The following is an 18521-nucleotide window of genomic DNA, read 5'->3' as shown; positions in this document are numbered from 1 at the left end:
TGCCGCCGCCGGCGACGCGGCCGCCGCCGCCCCGGCGCGGGCGGCCTCGCCGCCGATCTCGGTGACGATCCGCGTCGACAAGGGCGAGCCGGTCAAGGTGCGGCGCTCGGACATCGCCGTGGTCGGCGCCGGCAGCGACGACCGCTACCTCAAGCAGGACCTGGCCGCGTTCCGGCCCGGGCCGGACCAGGTGTTCGACCACGCGGCTTACGAGGCCAGCAAGACCAAGATCAGCCGGAGATTGGCGGAACGAGGCTATTTCGACGCGGATTTCTCTTCGCGGCGGGTGGAGGTGACGCGCGCGCAACATGCGGCCGACATCGACTTGGTCTGGACCAGCGGCCAGCGCTACGACATGGGCCCGATCACGTTCGAGCAGACGCCCAAGCGCATCATCCGCGACAGCCTGCTGCAGAAGCTGGTGTACTGGGAGCAGGGCAGCTACTACCACCAGGGCAAGCTCGACCGCTTCCGCGAATCGCTGGCGCGGCTGGACTACTTCTCCAGCATCGACATCGAACCGCTACCGGACCAGGCGGTGGACGGGCAGGTGCCGGTCAAGGTCAACCTGACCCCGGCCAAGCGCAGCATCTATACCGCCGGCGTCAGCTACGGCACCGACAGCGGCGCCGGCGTGCGCCTGGGCGTGGAGCGGCGCTACGTCAACGACCGCGGCCACAAGGCGCTGGCCCAGGTCGACTTCGCCCAGCGGCGCAAGACCGCGACCTTGCAGTACCGCATCCCCGCCTTCGCCTGGCTCGACGGCTGGTACACCTTCAGCCTGCAGGGCAGCGACGAGCAGACCGACTACATCGATTCGCGCCGGATCGAGCTGGTCGCCAGCCGCAGCGGCAAGATCAACCAGCACTGGACCGCGACCGCCTCGCTGCACGGGCTGCGCGAGCGCTGGGCGTATTACGACGAAAACGACAACGACCCGGACACGCCGAAGGTCTACCGCACCGCGACGTTCCTGTATCCGTCGCTGCGCGCCGAATACGTCGACGTCGACGACAAGCTCTATCCGCGCAGCGGCATCAGCGCCACCGGCATGCTGCGCGGGGGTCTGCAAAGCCTGGGCTCGGACGCCAACTTCATCCAGGCCCACGTCACCGGCCGCTGGTTCAAGGGCCTGGGCGAGCGCAGCCGCTTGATCGCGCGCGGCGAAGTCGGCCACACCTTCACCAATTCGCTGACCGACATGCCGCCGTCGCTGCGCTTCTACGCCGGCGGCGACCGCAGCATCCGCGGTTACGAATGGCGCGAGGTCGGCCCGCGCATCCCGCCGGCCGAAGGCCGCAAGGCCTACGCGCTGGGGGCCAAGAACGTGGTCACCAGCAGCGTCGAGTACGAGCAGTACTTCAACGACAGCTGGGGCGGCGCGGTGTTCGTCGACAGCGGCAGCGCGTTCGACGCGCCGGGCGATCTGAAGATGCGCACCGGCGTCGGCGTCGGCGTGCGCTGGCGCTCGCCGGTGGGGCCGCTGCGCGTGGACATCGCGCGCGGGCTCGACGATCCGGATTCGGGTTTCCAGATCTATCTCAACATCGGCGCCGACCTGTAAGGCGCGCCCAGGACTCCTACGCCGCAAATGAGCGACACGCCCCCGCCGCCGCCGACCCCCACCGCGCAGGAGTTGCTGCTCGAACGCCGCCGCCGGCGCCGCGCCGCCGCCAGGCGCTGGGCCTGGCGCAGCAGCATCGCCGCGGCGGTGCTGACCTTGCTGATCGCGTTCGCGGCGTATTGGCTGATCTCCACCATCGCCGGCCGCGACGTGCTGCTGGCGCAGATCGTCGCGCGCCTGCCGGCCGATTCCAGCTTCACCTGGACGTCCGCCGAAGGCCCGCTGTCGGGCCCGCTGACCCTGCGCGGGGTGCGCTTCGCCTACAAGAAGACGGTGTTCACCGCCGAGCGCATCTATCTGGAACCGGCGCTGCGCCCGCTGCTCGGCCGCAAGCTGCGCCTGGATGCGATCCAGGTCGAGGGCGCCACGCTCGATATCGAGAAGAGCGATGAGCCGTTCGAACTGCCGCGCTGGCCCGATGTGCTGCCGCAGATCGAGCCGCCGCTGGCGCTGCAGGCCGACGATGTGCGCATCGACGGCTTCAAGATCGCCCAGGCCGGCGAACATCTGATCGACATCCGCCAACTGCGCGCCGGGCTCGACGCGCAGTCGGGCAAGCTGCACGTGGAAAAGCTCGTCGCCGACACCGACCGCGGCCGCTTCACCGCGCACGGCGATTACCAGCCGAGCCAGGATTTCAAATCCGACCTCACCGTCACCGCGGTGCTGCCGAGCGCGCCCGGGCGCACGCCGCCGCGGCTGGGCCTGATCGCGCGCGGCGACCTGTCGCGCATGGACGTGGCCCTGGCCGGCGCCGCGCCGGGGCCGGTGCGGATGACGCTGACCCTGCGCGGCAAGCAACAGGCGCCGGACTGGCGCCTGCACGCCAAGGCCGACGCGCTCGACATCGGCTTGCTGACCTCGCCGCAGGCCAAGCCCAGCGACACGCCGATGGCGCTGCGTTTCGACGCGCAAGGCAGCGGCGGCGTCGCCGCGCTGGAAGGCGAGTTCCGCCAGGGCGATCTGGCGGTGACGGTGCTGCCGTCGAAGCTGTCGCTGAAGGAACAAGTGCTGGACGTGCAGCCGCTGGCGCTGCGCCTGTTCGACGGCACCGCCACCTTGCGCGGCCACGCCGATTTCACCGACGCCGACAACGGCCAGTTCAAGTTCTCGATCAACGCGCGCGGCCTGAGCTGGGGCGGCCAGGCGCCGCCGACCACGCTCAAGTCGGTGGCCAAACCCGCGCAGGCGGCGCAGACGCCGGCCACGCCGGCGGTGACGCTGGAAACCGCGGACCTCGGCTTCGCCGGCACGGTCAAGCAATGGGCGGCGATCGGCACGGCCAAGCTGGTGCGCGACAAGCAGGCGGCGACGGTCGAATTCGACGGCCGCGGCAACGACCAGCGCATGACCCTGCAGTCGCTCAAGGCCAAGATGCCGACCGGCCTGCTCGACGCCACCGGCGAAGTCGCCTGGGCGCCGAAGCTGGCCTGGGATCTCAAGGCGGCGCTGTCGGGCTTCGATCCGGGGTACTTCGCGCCGCAGTTCAAGGGCGCCATCGACGGCAAGCTGGCCAGCACCGGCAGCACCCGCGACGACGGCGGCCTGGAGATCCAGGCCAGCGCCGAACAGCTCGGCGGGCGCCTGCGCGAGCGCGCGCTCGGCGGCCGCGGCCGCTTCGCCATGCACGGCGCCGCCACCGGCAAGAGCGGCGATGCGTTCGAAGGCGAGGTCGCACTGAGCCTGGGCGGCAGCAAGCTCGAGGCCAAGGGCAAGTACGCGCAGGACATCGTCGTCGACGCGAAGTTCTCTCCGCTGCAATTGAACGACCTGCTGCCCAGCGCCGCCGGCAGCCTCAACGGCACGCTCAAGCTCACCGGCGCGGCCGATGCGCCGAACCTGGACGCCGACCTCACCGGCAGCGGCATCCAGTACGGCGATTACCGCGCCGCCAGCTTCAGCGCCAAGGGCAAGCTGCCGTGGCGCGGCCGCGGCGGGCAACTGGCGGTGCGCGCCAGCGAGCTCAACGCCGGCATCGTTTTGTCGTCGCTGAGCCTGGACGCGCAAGGCGCGGTGGAAGCGTTGCAATTGCAGGCGCAGGCGCGCAGCGAGGTGGCCAACCTGGATCTGTCCGGCCACGCCGACAAGCGCGGCAATGTCTGGTCGGGCGCGCTGGCGTCGCTGCAGCTGGCGCCGAGCAAGGGTGCGAGCTGGCGTCTGCAGCAGGCCACGGCGTTCCGCTGGGACGGCAACCGCGGCGGCTTCAACGACGCCTGCCTGGTCTCCAGCAGCGGCGGTTCGCTGTGCGCGACGGCCGACTGGCCGCGCCGCGGCGTCGAGCTCAAGGGCCACGGCTTGCCGTTGCTGCTGGCGCAACCGTACCTGCCCGAGCGCAGCGACAAGCGGCCGTGGATCCTGCGCGGCGAGATCGCGCTCGACGGCGAACTGCGCCCGGCCGGCAACGGCTGGCGCGGCAGCTTCAACCTCGCCTCGGCCGGCGGCGGTTTGAAATTCAGCGAACGTGCGCGGCGCGAGCTGGTGCGCTACAACGCGCTCTCGCTCAAGGCCAGCTTCGACACCCAGAAACTCAACGCCGAACTGCGCTCGGGCTTCAACGACGACGGCCGCATCGAGGCCACGCTCAACACCGGCTGGGACGCCTACGCGCCGCTGTCGGGCAACATCGCGGTGGACACCGACGAGCTGACCTGGATCGAGCTGTTCTCGCCCGACATCGTCGAGCCCAAGGGCAAGCTGGAAGGCCGCATCGGCCTGGCCGGCACGCGCAGCAAGCCGTTGCTGAGCGGGCAGGCGCGGCTGTCGCAGTTCACCACCGAGGTGCCGTCGCTGGGCATCGTGCTGCAGCAGGGCGACGTGCGCCTGGACGCGCAGCCCGACGGCAGCGCGCGCATCGCCGGCAGCGTGCGCTCCGGCGAGGGCACGCTCAACGTCGACGGCACGCTGGGCTGGCAGGGCGACGACACGCCGCTGGTGCTCAACATCCGCGGCACCAACGTGCTGGCGTCCGACACGCGCGACCTGCGCGCGGTCGCCAATCCCGAACTCACCGTGCGCTACGCAGCCAGGCAGCCGCTCAACGTCAGCGGCAAGGTCGCGATTCCGTCGGCGCGCATCGATCTGGAGCGCCTGGACCAGGGCGTGTCGGTGTCCGAGGACGTGGTCGTGCTCGATCCGGCGAATCCGGAAGACACCGGTTCATCGCCGCTCGAACTCGATCTCACCCTGGCCGTCGGCGACGACGTCAAGCTCAAGGGCTTCGGCCTGGACGGCAAGCTCGGCGGACAGATGCGGGTGCGCTCGCGGCCCGGCCGTGAAATGACCGCGAGCGGCGCGCTGAGCGTGGAAGGACGTTACGAGGCGTACGGACAGAAGCTGCAGATCAGCCGCGGCAACCTGGCCTGGAACAACGGCCCGGTGTCCGACCCGATCCTGGACGTGCGTGCCGAGCGCGAAGTCGGCGCGGTCAAGGCCGGCGTCGACATCAGCGGCCGGGTCAGCGCGCCGCAGGTCAACGTGTGGACCGATCCGGCCAGCTCGCAGTCCGAAGCGCTGGCCTATCTCGCCCTGGGCCGTCCGCTGTCGTCGGTGACCGGCGACGAAAGCAAGCAGCTCAACGCCGCCAGCGCCGCGCTGTCGGCCGGCGGCGGCCTGCTGGCCTCGCAGCTCGGCGCCAAGATCGGCCTCGACGACGCCGGCGTGATGGAAAGCCGCGCGCTGGGCGGTTCGGTGCTGGGCGTGGGCAAGTACCTCTCGCCGCGGTTGTACGTCGGCTACGGCGTGTCGCTGCTCGGCACCGGCCAGGTGCTGACGCTGAAGTACCTGCTGCGCAAGGGCTTCGACATCGAGATCGAGTCGAGCACGCTGGAGAATCGCGCGTCGGTGAATTGGCGCAAGGAAAAATAAGGCGCGCAAACGGCGTCGATGGAGAGCCCGGCATGAACCTGCTCGAACACACCCGCCTGATGGCCGACTATAACCGCTGGATGAACCAGCGCGTCTACGCCGCCGCGGCGCGGTTGCCGGCCGAAGCGGTGGCGCAGGATCGCGGCGCGTTCTTCGGCTCGATTTTGGGCACGCTCAATCATTTGCTAGTGGCCGACCGGATCTGGCTGCGCCGCTTCGCCGAGCATCCCGCGCGCTACGCCGCCTTGGAACCGCTGCGCGGACAACCCGCGCCGACCGATCTGCGCGCGATCGAGCACGACACGCTGCCGGCGTTGGGCGACGCGCGCGAACGGCTCGACGCGCTCATCGTCGATTGGGCCAGCGAGGTAAGCGAAGCCGACCTCGACCATGTGCTGGACTACGCCAACACCAAGGGCGCGCGGTGGCGGCAGCCGTTCGGCCTGCTGCTGCTGCATTTCTTCAACCACCAGACCCATCACCGCGGGCAGGTCACCACGCTGTTGACCCAGGCGGGCGAGGATGTGGGCGGGACCGATCTGTTGGAGTTGATCCTGGCGCGACACGCAGATGCCGCGGGGCGCTGAGCGCCATCGTCGTTTTTGCTGAACGAAAATATCCGATTCGGCACAGCGATTTTTGTTGTTTGAAACAAGATCGATTCGTACTCTGCCGCGTCGCCGGCTCGGGGGGAGCTGGCCTGCAGTAGATCGGAGGCAAGGATGCTGGAACGCGACAATGACGTCGCTACGCCGGGCGACCGGCACGCCGCGGTCGACGCGCCTTCGTTCAGCCCGCGCATCGGTCTGCCCATGGGCCGGTTCGACACCATCGCCTCGGCGCTGACCGGCGCGCCGCTGACTTATTTCACCCCCGATTCCGCCGTCGAGCTGATCGCCCGTTGCGCGCCGACGGTCTCGCCGCGCGCGCCAGCGTCTGTCTTCGCCGTCGCCGACCGCAGCCAGGCCCTGGTGTTCGCGCGCGCCGCCAGCCGCGCTGCCAGTAGCGGCGTGCCCGATACCGAGCAGGCCCGTCGCCTGTGCCGGCAATGGCTGCGGCCGCAGGCCTGGCGGAGCGAGGGTGAACTGGTCGCCCTCGCCGGATCGATCGCGCCGAGCGTGCGCGGTCCACGCAATACGATCGCATTCGCTGGCGCGCCCACGGCCAGCGTGGCCACGCACATCTTCGCTCCGGCCTCGGCGGTGCCCGAGGGCTTGCGCAGCCTCGCTGAGGCCATGCACGCGCCCCATATCGACGCCGCCGCGAGCGTTGCGCTGATCGCCTTCTATGCCATCCACCTGCACCCTTTCGCCGACGGCAACGGACGCTGGGCGCGGTTGCTGGCGCTGTCGGCGGGCATGCGCGCCGACCCGCACGCGGCGTGGTACGCGGCGGTGTTGCTGAGCGTCGAGAACCGCATCTTGTGCGACCGGGTGTGGCCGCAGGCGCGCCGCGCCGGCGCGGCCACCTATCTGCGCGGCGCGTATGAATTCGAGCGCCGCCTAGGCGCGGCGCTGGACGGCGATGCGGCGCTGGGTGCCGCGTTGAGCGGCATCAACGCCGTGTTGCGCGGCGCCGCGCGTGGTTCGCGCACGCTGTATGAAGAACTGCTGGTCGATCTTTACGCCGCCGGCGAACTGTCGCTGGCGCAGGTTCGCGTGCGCTGCGCATTGTCGGCGCGGCTCGCCGGAGACCTGCCCGAGCGCCTGCGCGCCGGCGCCGCCGGACTGGCTCGCGTGGACGCCGACCGGCTCGATATCCGCCCCTTGATCGAGCGCGCCGAGTGCGCGATCGAGGCGGCTTGCCAAGAACTCTGGGACACGTAATCCGATGATGGAAACGACGATGAAGCACGATTTGGGTTGCGAGTTGAGCGAGCGCGGCAGAAGCGATCTGCGGTATGCGATCGCCGCGGTATTGTTCGCCTTGGCGGCAGCGGGCGCGGCGCCGGCGGAAGCGAGCGAGCCCCACGACCAACCACGGGTGGAGGTGACCACCATCCGTCCGAACCGTTTTCCAGTGGGAAATTTTGGAAATTTCGGCGGCTGGGACGGCTGGCGCAGCGGCGGCTCGGGCTGGGGAAGCTTCGACACCACGGGCCCGTCCGATACCGGTCAGCACTATGAAGCCGCCGCACCGAAGCCGGGCAGGCCGGGCGAGGATCCGCGCCACAAGTGCGAGTACGGGCGCGGCAATCCGATCTATCTGTCCAACGCCAACAAGATCGAAGAAGACACCGATTTCGCCGACAACGATGTAGAGATGCCGTTGTTCTTCCAGCGCACCTACAACCGCAACGGCGGCGCGATGTGGGGCGGCGTGCTCGGCTCGCGCTGGACAACAAGCTTCGATTACCAGCTCGAGCGCATAGCCGGGGCAATCCATCGTCCCGACGGCACCGTGCTCTATTTCGATAACGAGAGCACCGCCGACGGCAAGATGATGGAACTCAAGCCCGATCCGGTGCGCTACCTGGACTACTACGATATTCCTGGCGGAACCTACGGGTTGCGCATGCATCGCGGCGACGGCGTGGTCGAGACCTACGAGCCCACCACGATCGAAGGCATCTTCCGCATCGCTTCGATCAAGAACGCGCGCGGCGTCGGCTGGACTTTTTCCTACGGTGGCAGCGGCGGCGAGCAGACTCAGCCGTCCGCGGTAACCCATACCTCGGGCAAGAGCGTTCGGCTCGAATATGCCGGCGGCAAGTTGCGCAAGGTCTGGGACACCGCCGGCAACCTCTACCAGTATGGTGGCGACGCCTACGCCGGTTCGCACTACGTGACCTACCCCGACGGCATGACCCTGACTTACCACTACAGTCAGGAAGACGGCGTGCCTGCGATGCAGGCCGAATCGGAGTTGACCGGAAAATCCTACGACGGCGTGCGCTATTCGCGCTTTCGCTGGGCCGACGCTGCGACCGGCCAGGGCAGCTACCGCGTGCCGGTGTCCAGCGAACACGCCGGCGGCGTCGAGAAGTATCAGTTCCAGTACGTCCTGCAGAACACCACAGGCAGCGTCACTTCGGTCGTAGAGACCAATCCGCTCGGAAAGACGGCGACCTATCAGTTCGACGAAGGCAAGCTGCTTTCGACTACCGGACATCCTTCGCCCAGTTGCATCGGCACCGTCAGCTCGATCAGCTACGACGCCAACGGCAATCGCGACAAGGTCACCGATGCGCGGGGCATCGTCACCGATTTCGACTACAGCGCCGGCGGACGCCTGCAGCGCAAGACCGAAGCGGTCGGTACTGCGCAGCAGCGCTCCACCGAGTATCGCTGGGATCCGGCGCGCACCTGGATGCTGGAGTCGAAGACCGCAGGGCAGGCGCAGATCAACTACACCTATAACGGCGACGAGCGCTTGGCCGAAGTCGTGCAGCGCAACCTGTCGGCCAACGGCGTAGCCGGACAGGAACGCAGGACGACTTACGCCTACACCTATCACCCCAACGGCAAAGTGGCGACGATCACCGTCGACGGCCCGTTGTCGGGCCCGGGCGATGCGATCACCTCGACCTATTCGGCCGCAGGCGAACTGTTGAGCGTGGCCAATAGCTTGGGCCACGCCGTCGTTTATTCCAGTTATAACGGCCTCGGCCTTCCGGGCCGGGTCACGGGCGTCAACGGCGATATCACCGAGTACGACTACGACGTGCGCGGCCGCGTCACCGCCGAACGCCGCGTCACTGCCGCGGGCACCGCCGAAACCCGTTATCGCTATGCCCACGGCTTGCTCGCCGCCGCCACCTCACCCGATGGCGTGGAGACGCGTTATCTCTACGATGCCGCGCGACGCTTGACCGACGAGTACCGCAGCGAGGGCGACGGCTGGTACTCGCGCCGCCGTTACGTGCTCAATAATGCCTCGCAGCCGACCAGCGTCGAGGTGTCGCGGGCGAACTATCCGCCGGACACGGCCTTGTACGGCAACGTCGACGGCATCCTGCGCGAAGGCAACCAGTACATCCTGTCCGGCTGGGCATGCGCCACCGGCATGAACGACTCGGTCGACGTGCAGATGTTCGCCGGCAACGCCGCAGTAGCGACGGTGCGGGCGGACGCGACCAGCGAACCGGCGATCGCCGGGCACTGCGGCACTCAGCGCGACCGCTACCGATTCCGCATCCCGTTGAGCCTGGAACTGCGCCAACAGTACGGCGGCCAAGCCTTGAGCGTGTGGGCGATCTCTCCGACGGGTACGGCGACGGCCAACGTGCGCTTGAATGGTTCCGGCGTGCATGCGGTTCCCGCGGCAGCGGTGATCGGCGACATCAACGCCATCACCAACGACGGGCAGTGGAATTACTTCGTAGAAGGCTGGGCCTGCTCGGTCGGCGTCAGCGCGCCGATCGAAGTGAGCCTGTTCGCCGGCGCGCCTTACGGTGGCGGTGGCAGCGTCGTCGGCGGCCGCTCCCGGGCAGATATCGCTGGCGACGCGGGTGTCCAGCAGGCTTGCGAGAGCGGCGTCAACGCGCACCGCTTCCGCATTCCCTTGCCGGTATCCGTGCGTCGGCAATTCGGCGGTCAACGGATTTACGTCCACGGTATCTCGCCGGTCGGCCGCGGCGATCCGACGCTTAATTCGTCCGGTAATTTCACCATTCCGGCTGCGATCGATAACGCCGAGCTGGTTTCCTATCAAGCCCCGGCGCACATGATCTCGGGCGATGTCAGGGCCATCACCGTGCAGATGCGCAACACCGGCAACCTGATCTGGGGCACGGCCGAAACCGGGAACTACTACCTGGGCAAGGACTCGGTGCTGTACGCCCAGCCCGAGCGCATCGCCATCGCCGGCCCGGTCGCGCCTGGCCAGATTGCGACTTTCAGCTACAACTTCCGCGCTGGCCGCACGCCGACCAGTCAAAGCATCCGGGTGCCATTCGGCGGGCGCATGATCGGCGACGGCTCCGGTTGGTTCGGACCCGCTGCCGAGATCCGCTACATCACCGTGGAAGATCCGACCAAGCATTGCACCGGCACCATTTGCGAGAACCCGCGATGAGCCGACACGAGCGAGCGATGCGGATTCCCGGCGCCGCCGTCGGCGGCCTTTCACTTCACGCTACACAAGGAAACAGGGTGATGCGGTTGCGGCCTTTGCTGCTGTGCATGCTGGCGGTCTGGGCGGCGCCCGCGCTGGCGGAAAACCAAGTGGTGTCGCGGGTCAATATGGAGTACGACGAACTCGGTCGCTTGATCCGCACCGCCAATGCGGCCGGGCAGACCGTGGCGACTTACGGCTACGACGAGAACGGCAACCTGCGCAGCCAGGGCGACGCGCAGGGGCGCGTCACTCAGTTCGCCTACGACGCGCTCAACCGCCTGGAGCTGGCTACCGACGCCAAGAGCGGCAAGACCCGCTACAAATACGACGCCGCCAACCAGGTGATCGAGGTCAGCGATCCGCGCCAACTCGTCACCTCCTATGTCTACGACGGCTTCGGCCAGTTGTGGTCGCAGGTCAGCCCGGACACCGGAACGACGAGCTACCAGTACGACGCCGGCGGCTTGCGGGTGAAGATGATCCGCAACGACGGTTCGTTCCTCAACTACGGCTACGACGCGCTCGGCCGGATGACCTCGGCCGGCGATGGCGGACCGGCGCGCGTGTACGGTTACGACTGGTGCAACGAGGGCAAGGGCCGCCTGTGCAATGCCGATGGGCCCGGCAGCATCGTCCACTTCGGTTACAACCGAGAGGGCGAAGTGATCGTGAAGCGTCAGCTGTGGAATGGCGCGGACGATTGGATCCATTTCCAGCGCGATGCGTCCGGGCGTCTGACCAAGCTGACCTATCCCAACAATCTGCAGGTCTACTACGAGTACGCTGCGGACCGCTTGCGCGCGGTGCGCGCCAATTTCCCGGGCGAGCAGATCGCTACGGTAGCGACCGGCATCTATTACCAGCCCTTCGGCGCGATTGCCGGCTGGACGTACGGCAACGGCCTGGCGCGACGCTACAACTACGATCAGGATGGCCAGGTGTTCGGCATCAGTGCTGGCGACGCGCAGCAGGTGGTGCAGAGCCTGACGTTCGCCCGCGATCCCAGCGGGAGGATCAACGCCGTCACCAACGGCGTCGATGCCGGCATGAACCAGACCTTCGGTTACGACGAACTCGGCCGCCTGACCAGCGTGCGCGGCCAGCAGGCCGACGAAGATCTGATCTACGACGCCAGCGGCAACCGCAGTCAGCACGAATGGTGGGTGCGCGAAGTCGGCTACAAGGCCGTGGTGCCGTACGCCGTCGATCCGCTGAGCAACCGCGTGGCGGGCGAACACATCGCCTATCAGCACGACGGCCGCGGAAACCGGTCGTCGCAGACGTGGAGCGCAGGGAGCGTGGTGTACCGCTACGACGCCTTCAACGTTCTCAGCGAAGCGACCCGCGACTTGGCCCAGCAGTACATGAGTCCGAGTACCGGCACTCGCGCGTACCCGGCGGGGACGACGCGCTACGCCACCAACGCGCTGGGCCAGCGCATCGCCAAGAGCGGAGCCGGTGGAGATGTGCGTTTCGCTTACGACACGGGCGTCCAGATGCTGGAGGAGATCCGGGCCGAGGGCGCCAGGCAGTACATCTGGCTGGCAGGGGAACTGATCGGCACTGTGCTGCCCAACAAAGTGCTGAACTTCGTCCATGGCGATCAGTTGGGGCGCCCGGAAGTGGTCACCGACTGGAGCCGGAGCCAGGTCTGGCGCAGTTCGAACTACGCATTCGAGCGCACGGTCGTCGCCGATTCGATAGGCGGCTTGAACATCGGGTTCCCCGGGCAGTACTTCGATGCGGAAACCGGTCTTTGGAACAACGGCTATCGCTATTACGACGGCCGCACCGGGCGCTACACTCAGCCTGATCCGATCGGTCTGGCCGGCGGCCTGAACGGATATGCCTATGCCAACGCGAATCCGGTGACCGGATTCGATCCCGACGGGCTGCTGGTTCTCGTCGACTCGCAGTTCCCGGCGCTCGGACGTGCTTACGCCAATCTTCGCAACTCGCCTCAGGGCGCGGCCATGTGCAAGATTCTGGAGGAGTCCGAGAATCTTTATGTCATTACGGGCACGACGCCGAACAACGATCAATTCGATCCCAATTCCCTGAAGATCCTCATCAATCCCGACGGCCAGCATCGTGTTCTGACGCAGTTCGGCTTCCGGCCGACGCCCCTGGAGGTCGTCATCGGCCACGAGATCGGGCACGCGCTCGGCACTCGCGACGACGGCCCCGGCCAGATGAACAACGTGCATCAGTATGAGAACCCGCTGCGCGAAGATTTCAATGAACCCGCGCGCATCGCCTATCCTGTCCCGCCCCAGTACCACGATTGAGCCGGCATCGGCCGGCGGAGTCGAAACATGCGCAACTATTGTCTGCTGATCGCCTGTCTGCTCTCTCTGACGGCCGAAGCGAGCGAAGCCAGGTCGTACACGGTCAGCTATGTCCCATTCGACGCACAGACCTTCAAGCCGATCACGCGCGAAGATCTGGCCTGTTCGCCGGGTCGCTGGAGTGTGGCGGTCGATGGCGATTTCGCCGAAGCCTTCCGTTCCTCGCTGCCCGGCGCCCAGACCTTCGACGATCTTCGCCTGCGCATGCGGGCCGAGTCGGGCAGCGAAGTCTGGTACGTCGACGCTAACGGCACGGCCACCGACGGCAAGGTCTACGTGTCTTTGGATAAGGCGAAGATCGAAAAATTCCTGACCACCGATCCGAACGGCATGCCGAACCCGTTGGCGAAACCGGCGGCGAAGCCGGAGGGCTGCCGCTAAGCAGGCCGTGCCGAACGCAAGCGGCGTGCGGCGACGGATCGCGCCGCGCGCCGCAGCGAGCGCGTTGTTTCACCCCGCGCACCCTTCCCGAATCGCCTGCACCTCCCGCAACACCTCGCTCCCATCCGGCCGCGCTTCGCCGATGCTGCGCAGCAGGCCGTCCAGGCGCGCGCGCGCCTGGCCGCGCTGCGGGCCGGCGCAGCGCAGTTGCGCGGCGTAGGCCTGGGCGCGCCAGCCGAGTTTGCGCAGGGCTTCGTCGTTGATCGGCAGTTCCGCCAGCGAGTCCAGGTGCGACAGCGCGGCGGCGTCGCCGCCGGCGGCTTGCAGGCGCGAGAGCGAGAGTTCGGCCGCGCGCGTGCGCGGGTCGCGTTCGCCGTAGGCCTTGCGGGTCAGCGCGAGCGCGCGCTGCAGGCGTTGCGCGGCGCTGTCGCGCGCGCCCAGGGCGAACTCGGTGTCGCCGAGCAGGCGCTCGGTTTCGCCGACCGGGCCGGATTCGGCGCCGTCCTGGCGGATGCGCAGGCGCCGCGCCTGCTCCAGCAGTTCGCGCGCCTGCGCGCCGCGGCCGGCTTCGCGCAGCACCAGCGACCGGTCGCTCATCAGCGCGGCCAGCGAGGTCGGGCGGCGGTCGCGGCGGGCGATCTGCAATGCGCGTTCGAATTCGCTCAGCGAGCGATCCAGATCGCCGCGTTCCCAGGCGACCACGCCGAGCGCGTGGTGCACCTCGGTCAGTTCCGCATCGTCCGGGCCGTGGCGCTGGGCGAGCAGGCCGCCGATCAGTTGCAGTTCCTTCTGCGCCAGCGCGTACTGGCCCTGGTCGATGTGCAGCGCGACCAGTTGCCGGCGCACGTCGAGGGTGGCCGGGTGCTGGGCGCCGTTGACCTCCAGCGCGATCGCCAGCGCGTCGCTGGCGTCGCGCTCGGCGTCGCCGAGCTGGCCCAGGCCGCGCCGCAGCTGGGCCAGGTTGCGGCCGATCTCGACCTGCAGCGGATGGCGGTCGCCGACGCTCTGCTGCAGCTTGCGCCGCGCCTGTTCGAAGCCGAGCAGCGCCTCGCGGCTCTGGCCGGCGTCGGCTTGCAGGCCGGCGAGGTCCATGAGGTTTTCCACTTCGCCCACGTCGGTGTTCTCGCGCATCTCGCGGCGCACCGCCAGCGAGCGTTCGAACAGCTGGCGCGCGCCCTGGCGCTCGCCGTTGGCGCGGCGGCAGCGGCCGAGTTCGGAATAGAACTCGCTGGTCTGCAGCGGCAACTGCGCCTGTTCGCGCCGGGCCAGGTCGAGCGCGGGCTGCATCAGCGCGGCGCAATCGCGCGGCTGGTTCAGCAGCCGCAGCACCTTGCCGCGCTGGTTCAGCGATTCCAGGCGCAGGCTGTCGGGGATGTCGTCGGTGGAGGCGATCACCTGGGCCTGGCGTTCGAGCAGGCTGCGCGCTTCGTTGTAATCGCCCAGGCCGGTGCGCATGCGCGCGATCACGCCGAACAGTTCGGCGCGCGCGCGCGGCTGCCGCGCCAGTTCGCGATTGCCGCGCGCCACCGAGGCGTCGAGCAGGCCGCGCAGGTCCAGCGCTTCGCCTTCGGGCGTGCCGCGCGCGCTTTCGAACAGGCCGACCATGAAGTCCTGCATCGCCTGCGCGCGCGCCGCCTCGGCCACCGCTTCGCGCGCCTGCCAGGCGACTACGCCGAGCGAGGCGCTCAGCACCACCGCCACCAGGCCGGCGGTGGCCAGCGCCCAGCGATGGCGCGCCATGTATTTGTTGACCCGGTAGCGCACGCTCTGCGCGCGCGCCAGCACCGGGCGCCCGGCTTCGAAGCGCTGCAGGTCCAGCGACAGCGCCTCCACCGAGGGATAGCGCTGCTCCGGCCGCTTGGCCAGGGTCTTGAGCACGATGTTGTCGAGGTCGCCGGCGAGCTGCTTGCCGAGCCGGCGCAGCGAGCCGGGATCGAGTTCGGGATCGTTGGCGTCGGCGTAGCGCAGCACCGCCTGCGAAGGCTTGAGCGGATCGGCGGCGAGGATCGCCTCTTCCCATTCCGCGTCGGTCTGGCGCTTGAGCTTGTAGGGCTTGGAATCGGTGAGCAGTTCGTACAGCACCACGCCGAGCGAATACACGTCGGTCATGGTGGTGACCGGTTCGCCGCGCACCTGTTCGGGCGCGGCGTAGTGCAGGGTGAAGGCGCGTGCGCCGGTGCGGGTCTGGTCGGGCAGCGGCACGTCGTTGCTGTCGAGCAGCTTGGCGATGCCGAAATCGAGCAGGCGCACGTCGCCGGCCGGCGTCACCAGGATGTTGGACGGCTTGAGGTCGCGGTGGACGATCAGGTTGGCGTGGGCGTGGCTGACCGCGTCGCAGATCTGCTGGAACATGCGCAGGCGCTTGTCTAGCGGCGTGCGCTGGTTGCGGCAGTAGTCGGTGATCGGCTCGCCTTCGACGTATTCCAGCGCCAGGTACGGCAGGCCGTCGCGGGTCACGCCGGCGTCGAGCAGGCGGGCGATGTAGGGATGGGCCAGGCGCGCGAGGATCTGCCGTTCGCGGGTGAAGCGGGTGCGCAGGTTGGTGTCGGTCAGGCCCGGGCGCAGCAGCTTCAGCGCGACCCGGCGCTGATAGAGCCCATCGGCGCGCGAGGCCAGCCACACCTGGCCCATGCCGCCTTCGCCGAGCAGACTCTCCAGCCGGTAGGTGCCCACTTCCACGCCGGGGCGCATGCCGGACTGCTGCGGCGTCACCAAGGGCTCGGACAGGAAGTCTTCGTGGCCGTCTTCCAGGCCAATAAGCTCAGTCAACTCCGCCGCCAGCGACGGATCGTCCGCGCCTAATTCGCGAAGACGTTCGGCGCGCGCATCCGGTTCCAGCTCGAGCAGCGCGTCGAGCAGCGGCGAAAGTCGCAGCCAGCGTTCGGCGTCCATCGAGTCAGCCGCGCACTCGCGCGCGCGCGGCGGCGAACAAGGGCAGCGGAGCGACGGCGATGACGATCATGGCGTTGCGCATTCCCTGCGTGCGCGCGCCGCGCGGGGCGCAGGCGCGCTCAGCGGCTGGGTTCGTCCTGCAGCGAGGCCAGCAGGAACAGCCGCGCCTTCTGCCAGTCGCGGCGGATGCTGCGCTCGGAACGCTGCAGGAGCGCGGCGATTTCCAGTTCCGACAGGCCGGCGAAGTAGCGCAGTTCCACCACCTGGGCCAGGCGCTGGTCGACCGCGGCGAGCTTGGTCAGGGCCGAATCCAGGCCGAGGGTGTCCTCGTCCAGGCGCAGGCCGCCTTCGACGTCGTCGGGCAGTTCGGTCACCCGGTGCAGGTCGCCGCCGCGTTTTTGCGCCAGGCGCTGGCGCGCGTAGTCGACCACCACGCTGCGCATGGCGGAGGCGGCGTAGGCGAAGAAATGCGCGCGATCGTCGAACTGCGCTTCGCGCCGGCCGACCAGTTTCAGGTAGGCCTCGTGCACCAGCGCGGTGGCGTCCAGGGTCTGGCCGTGCTGGCCGGCGAGCTGGCGCCGCGCCATCGTGTGCAGTTCCTGATACAGCGTGGCGAGCACGCGGTCGAGGGCGCCGCGATCGCCTTCGCGGGCGGCGTCCAACAGGATCGTGATGTCAGCGCTTTCGGCCATGTCGCCCCCGGTTCGGACCAGACTATAGCGCGTTCAGCTTGGCTTGGAAGCGACGCAGGTGGCAGCAAACCTGCGTCGGAATGCAGCAACGGACTGCTTTCCGAGGCAGCTTCGGTGCACACGAAACTTCCCGCCGCGCTAACGCGCGAGGCGCCGTCGCGATGACACGGCGGCGCCCCGCTGCGATGAACGGCAAGGACGCGGATATCCGGACAGGGCGCGCGGACGGCGCGACCGCGCCAAAGCCGCATTCAGCGTTGGCAGTGGCCGCACCAGACCGTGGTGCGCTGGCCGATGCTGGCCTGCTTGAGCGGCCGTCCGCAGCGCGGGCAGGGCTCGCCGCCGCGGCCGTAGGCGGCCAGTTCCTGCTCGAAATAGCCCGGCGCGCCGTCGGGACTGATGAAGTCGCGCAGGGTGGTGCCGCCGCGCTGGATCGCATAGCCCAGGATCGCCTTGATCGCGCCGGCCAGCTCGGCGTAGCGCTCGCGCGAGACCTTGCCGGCCGCGCGCAGCGGCGACACGCCGGCGGCGAACAGCGCTTCGGCGGCGTAGATGTTGCCGACGCCGACGACGACTTTCTGATCCATCAAAAACGTTTTCACCGGCGCCTTGCGGCCGCGGCTGAGCTGGAACAGGTAGTCGCCGTCGAAGTCGTCCGACAGCGGTTCCGGGCCGAGCCCGCGCAGCAGGTCGTGGGTTTCGCCGGGCGCTTGCCACAGCAGGCAGCCGAACCGGCGCGGGTCGTTGAAGCGCAGCACGCGGTCGTCGTCGAGCAGCAGGTCGACGTGGTCGTGGTCGCGCACCGGCGTGTCGGCCGGCAGCACGCGCAGGCTGCCGGACATGCCCAGGTGCAGCACGGCGCTGCCGGCGGCGGTGTCGATCAGCAGGTACTTGGCGCGCCGGCGCACGGCGTCGATGCGCTGGCCCGGCAGGGCCTCCTCGATCGCCGCCGGAATCGGCCAGCGCAGGTCCGGCCGGCGCAGGATCGCGGTGACGACATGGCGGCCTTCCAGGTGCGGCGCCAGGCCGCGCCGGGTGGTTTCGACTTCAGGTAATTCAGGCATGCGCCCAGCGTACTATCCCGTTCGGGCCGGCGCTCGCGGCGCCGGCGCGAAACGGTACCCGTCGATACAGATTGGGGAGCGCGTCATGCCGCAGTCCGCCGAAGCCGTCGCCGAAGCCGCCGAGGCCGCCGCGCCCTCGCACGCGGGGCGTGCGGCCGGCGCGAGGCGCCGCGCGCGAAGTCGCGACGACGGCGAACCGCTCGCGACGCCGCCGTCGTCTTCGCCGCTGCGCGCGCAGGCCACCGATGTGGCCACCGAACCGGCGCCGCGGCCGCCCGGCCAGCGCCTGCGCGCCTACGCCAGCGGCGAAATCGACCAGGCGCTGGATGCGCTGGGCTGGGGCGGCAACCGCCTGCACGCCGGCGTGCACCTGGCGCGCAAATGCCTGCGCCGCGCCCGCGCCACCCTGGCGCTGGGCGCGGACGGCCTGGGACCGGGCACGCCATTGATCGACCGCGCCCTGCGCGATCTCAACCGCGACCTGTCGCCGCTGCGCGACGCCCATGCCTTGGTGGAAACCCTCGACCGCGCGCTGCGCGGCGCCGCATTGGCGCCGCAGTCGCGAACCCTGCTGACGCGCGCGCGCCGTGCCGCCGCG

General features: G+C 68.9%; 11 protein-coding genes. 8 read left to right on the top strand and 3 right to left on the bottom strand.

All coding sequences use genetic code 11. The features are described from left to right. The 7 genes from A7A76_RS02715 to A7A76_RS02685 all read left to right on the top strand — a co-directional run. Window positions 1-1564, top strand: a 1564-nt coding sequence (locus tag A7A76_RS02715; protein ID WP_206409751.1) for an autotransporter assembly complex protein TamA, incomplete at its 5' end; no start/stop codon positions are given. Window positions 1565-1591: 27 nt separating this feature from the next. Then, window positions 1592-5488, top strand: coding sequence for a translocation/assembly module TamB domain-containing protein (locus A7A76_RS02710; RefSeq protein WP_206409750.1), 3897 nt, complete (start codon window positions 1592-1594; stop codon window positions 5486-5488). Between the two features lie 32 nt (window positions 5489-5520). Further along, window positions 5521-6075, top strand: coding sequence for a DinB family protein (locus tag A7A76_RS02705; RefSeq protein ID WP_206409749.1), 555 nt, complete (start codon window positions 5521-5523; stop codon window positions 6073-6075). 135 nt (window positions 6076-6210) lie between these two features. Continuing rightward, window positions 6211-7314: a Fic family protein gene (locus tag A7A76_RS02700; protein WP_206409748.1), complete on the top strand. Its 1104-nt coding sequence runs from the start codon at window positions 6211-6213 to the stop codon at window positions 7312-7314. A gap of 19 nt (window positions 7315-7333) precedes the next feature. After that, window positions 7334-10504, top strand: coding sequence for a DUF6531 domain-containing protein (locus A7A76_RS02695; RefSeq protein WP_206409747.1), 3171 nt, complete (start codon window positions 7334-7336; stop codon window positions 10502-10504). A gap of 17 nt (window positions 10505-10521) precedes the next feature. Next, window positions 10522-12834, top strand: coding sequence for an RHS repeat protein (locus A7A76_RS02690; protein ID WP_206409746.1), 2313 nt, complete (start codon window positions 10522-10524; stop codon window positions 12832-12834). 27 nt (window positions 12835-12861) lie between these two features. Beyond that, complete coding sequence (locus tag A7A76_RS02685; RefSeq protein WP_206409745.1) at window positions 12862-13275, top strand: hypothetical protein; 414 nt, start codon at window positions 12862-12864, stop codon at window positions 13273-13275. A gap of 69 nt (window positions 13276-13344) precedes the next feature. Here A7A76_RS02685 and A7A76_RS02680 read toward each other — a convergent pair whose 3' ends face one another. The 3 genes from A7A76_RS02680 to mutM form a co-directional block, all read right to left on the bottom strand. Further along, window positions 13345-16167 (bottom strand): serine/threonine-protein kinase, encoded by a 2823-nt coding sequence (locus A7A76_RS02680; protein WP_206409744.1) that lies wholly within the window; start codon window positions 16165-16167, stop codon window positions 13345-13347. 119 nt (window positions 16168-16286) lie between these two features. Beyond that, window positions 16287-16859 carry an ECF-type sigma factor gene (locus A7A76_RS02675; RefSeq protein WP_074871731.1) on the bottom strand — a complete coding sequence of 191 codons (573 nt, stop codon included), beginning with the start codon at window positions 16857-16859 and terminating at the stop codon, window positions 16287-16289. A gap of 251 nt (window positions 16860-17110) precedes the next feature. Continuing rightward, window positions 17111-17923: a bifunctional DNA-formamidopyrimidine glycosylase/DNA-(apurinic or apyrimidinic site) lyase gene (gene mutM, locus A7A76_RS02670; protein ID WP_206409743.1), complete on the bottom strand. Its 813-nt coding sequence runs from the start codon at window positions 17921-17923 to the stop codon at window positions 17111-17113. Window positions 17924-18008: 85 nt separating this feature from the next. On the opposite strand from mutM, the gene A7A76_RS02665 reads away from it, so the two are divergent. Continuing rightward, window positions 18009-18521: CHAD domain-containing protein (locus A7A76_RS02665; RefSeq protein WP_206409742.1), on the top strand; the 513-nt coding region annotated here is incomplete at its 3' end.

This window comes from Lysobacter enzymogenes (assembly GCF_017168095.1).
Classification (GTDB): Bacteria; Pseudomonadota; Gammaproteobacteria; order Xanthomonadales; family Xanthomonadaceae; genus Lysobacter; species Lysobacter enzymogenes_D.
The sequence above is the reverse complement of the archived record's forward strand: the minus strand, read 5'-3'. Positions and strand labels throughout refer to the sequence as shown.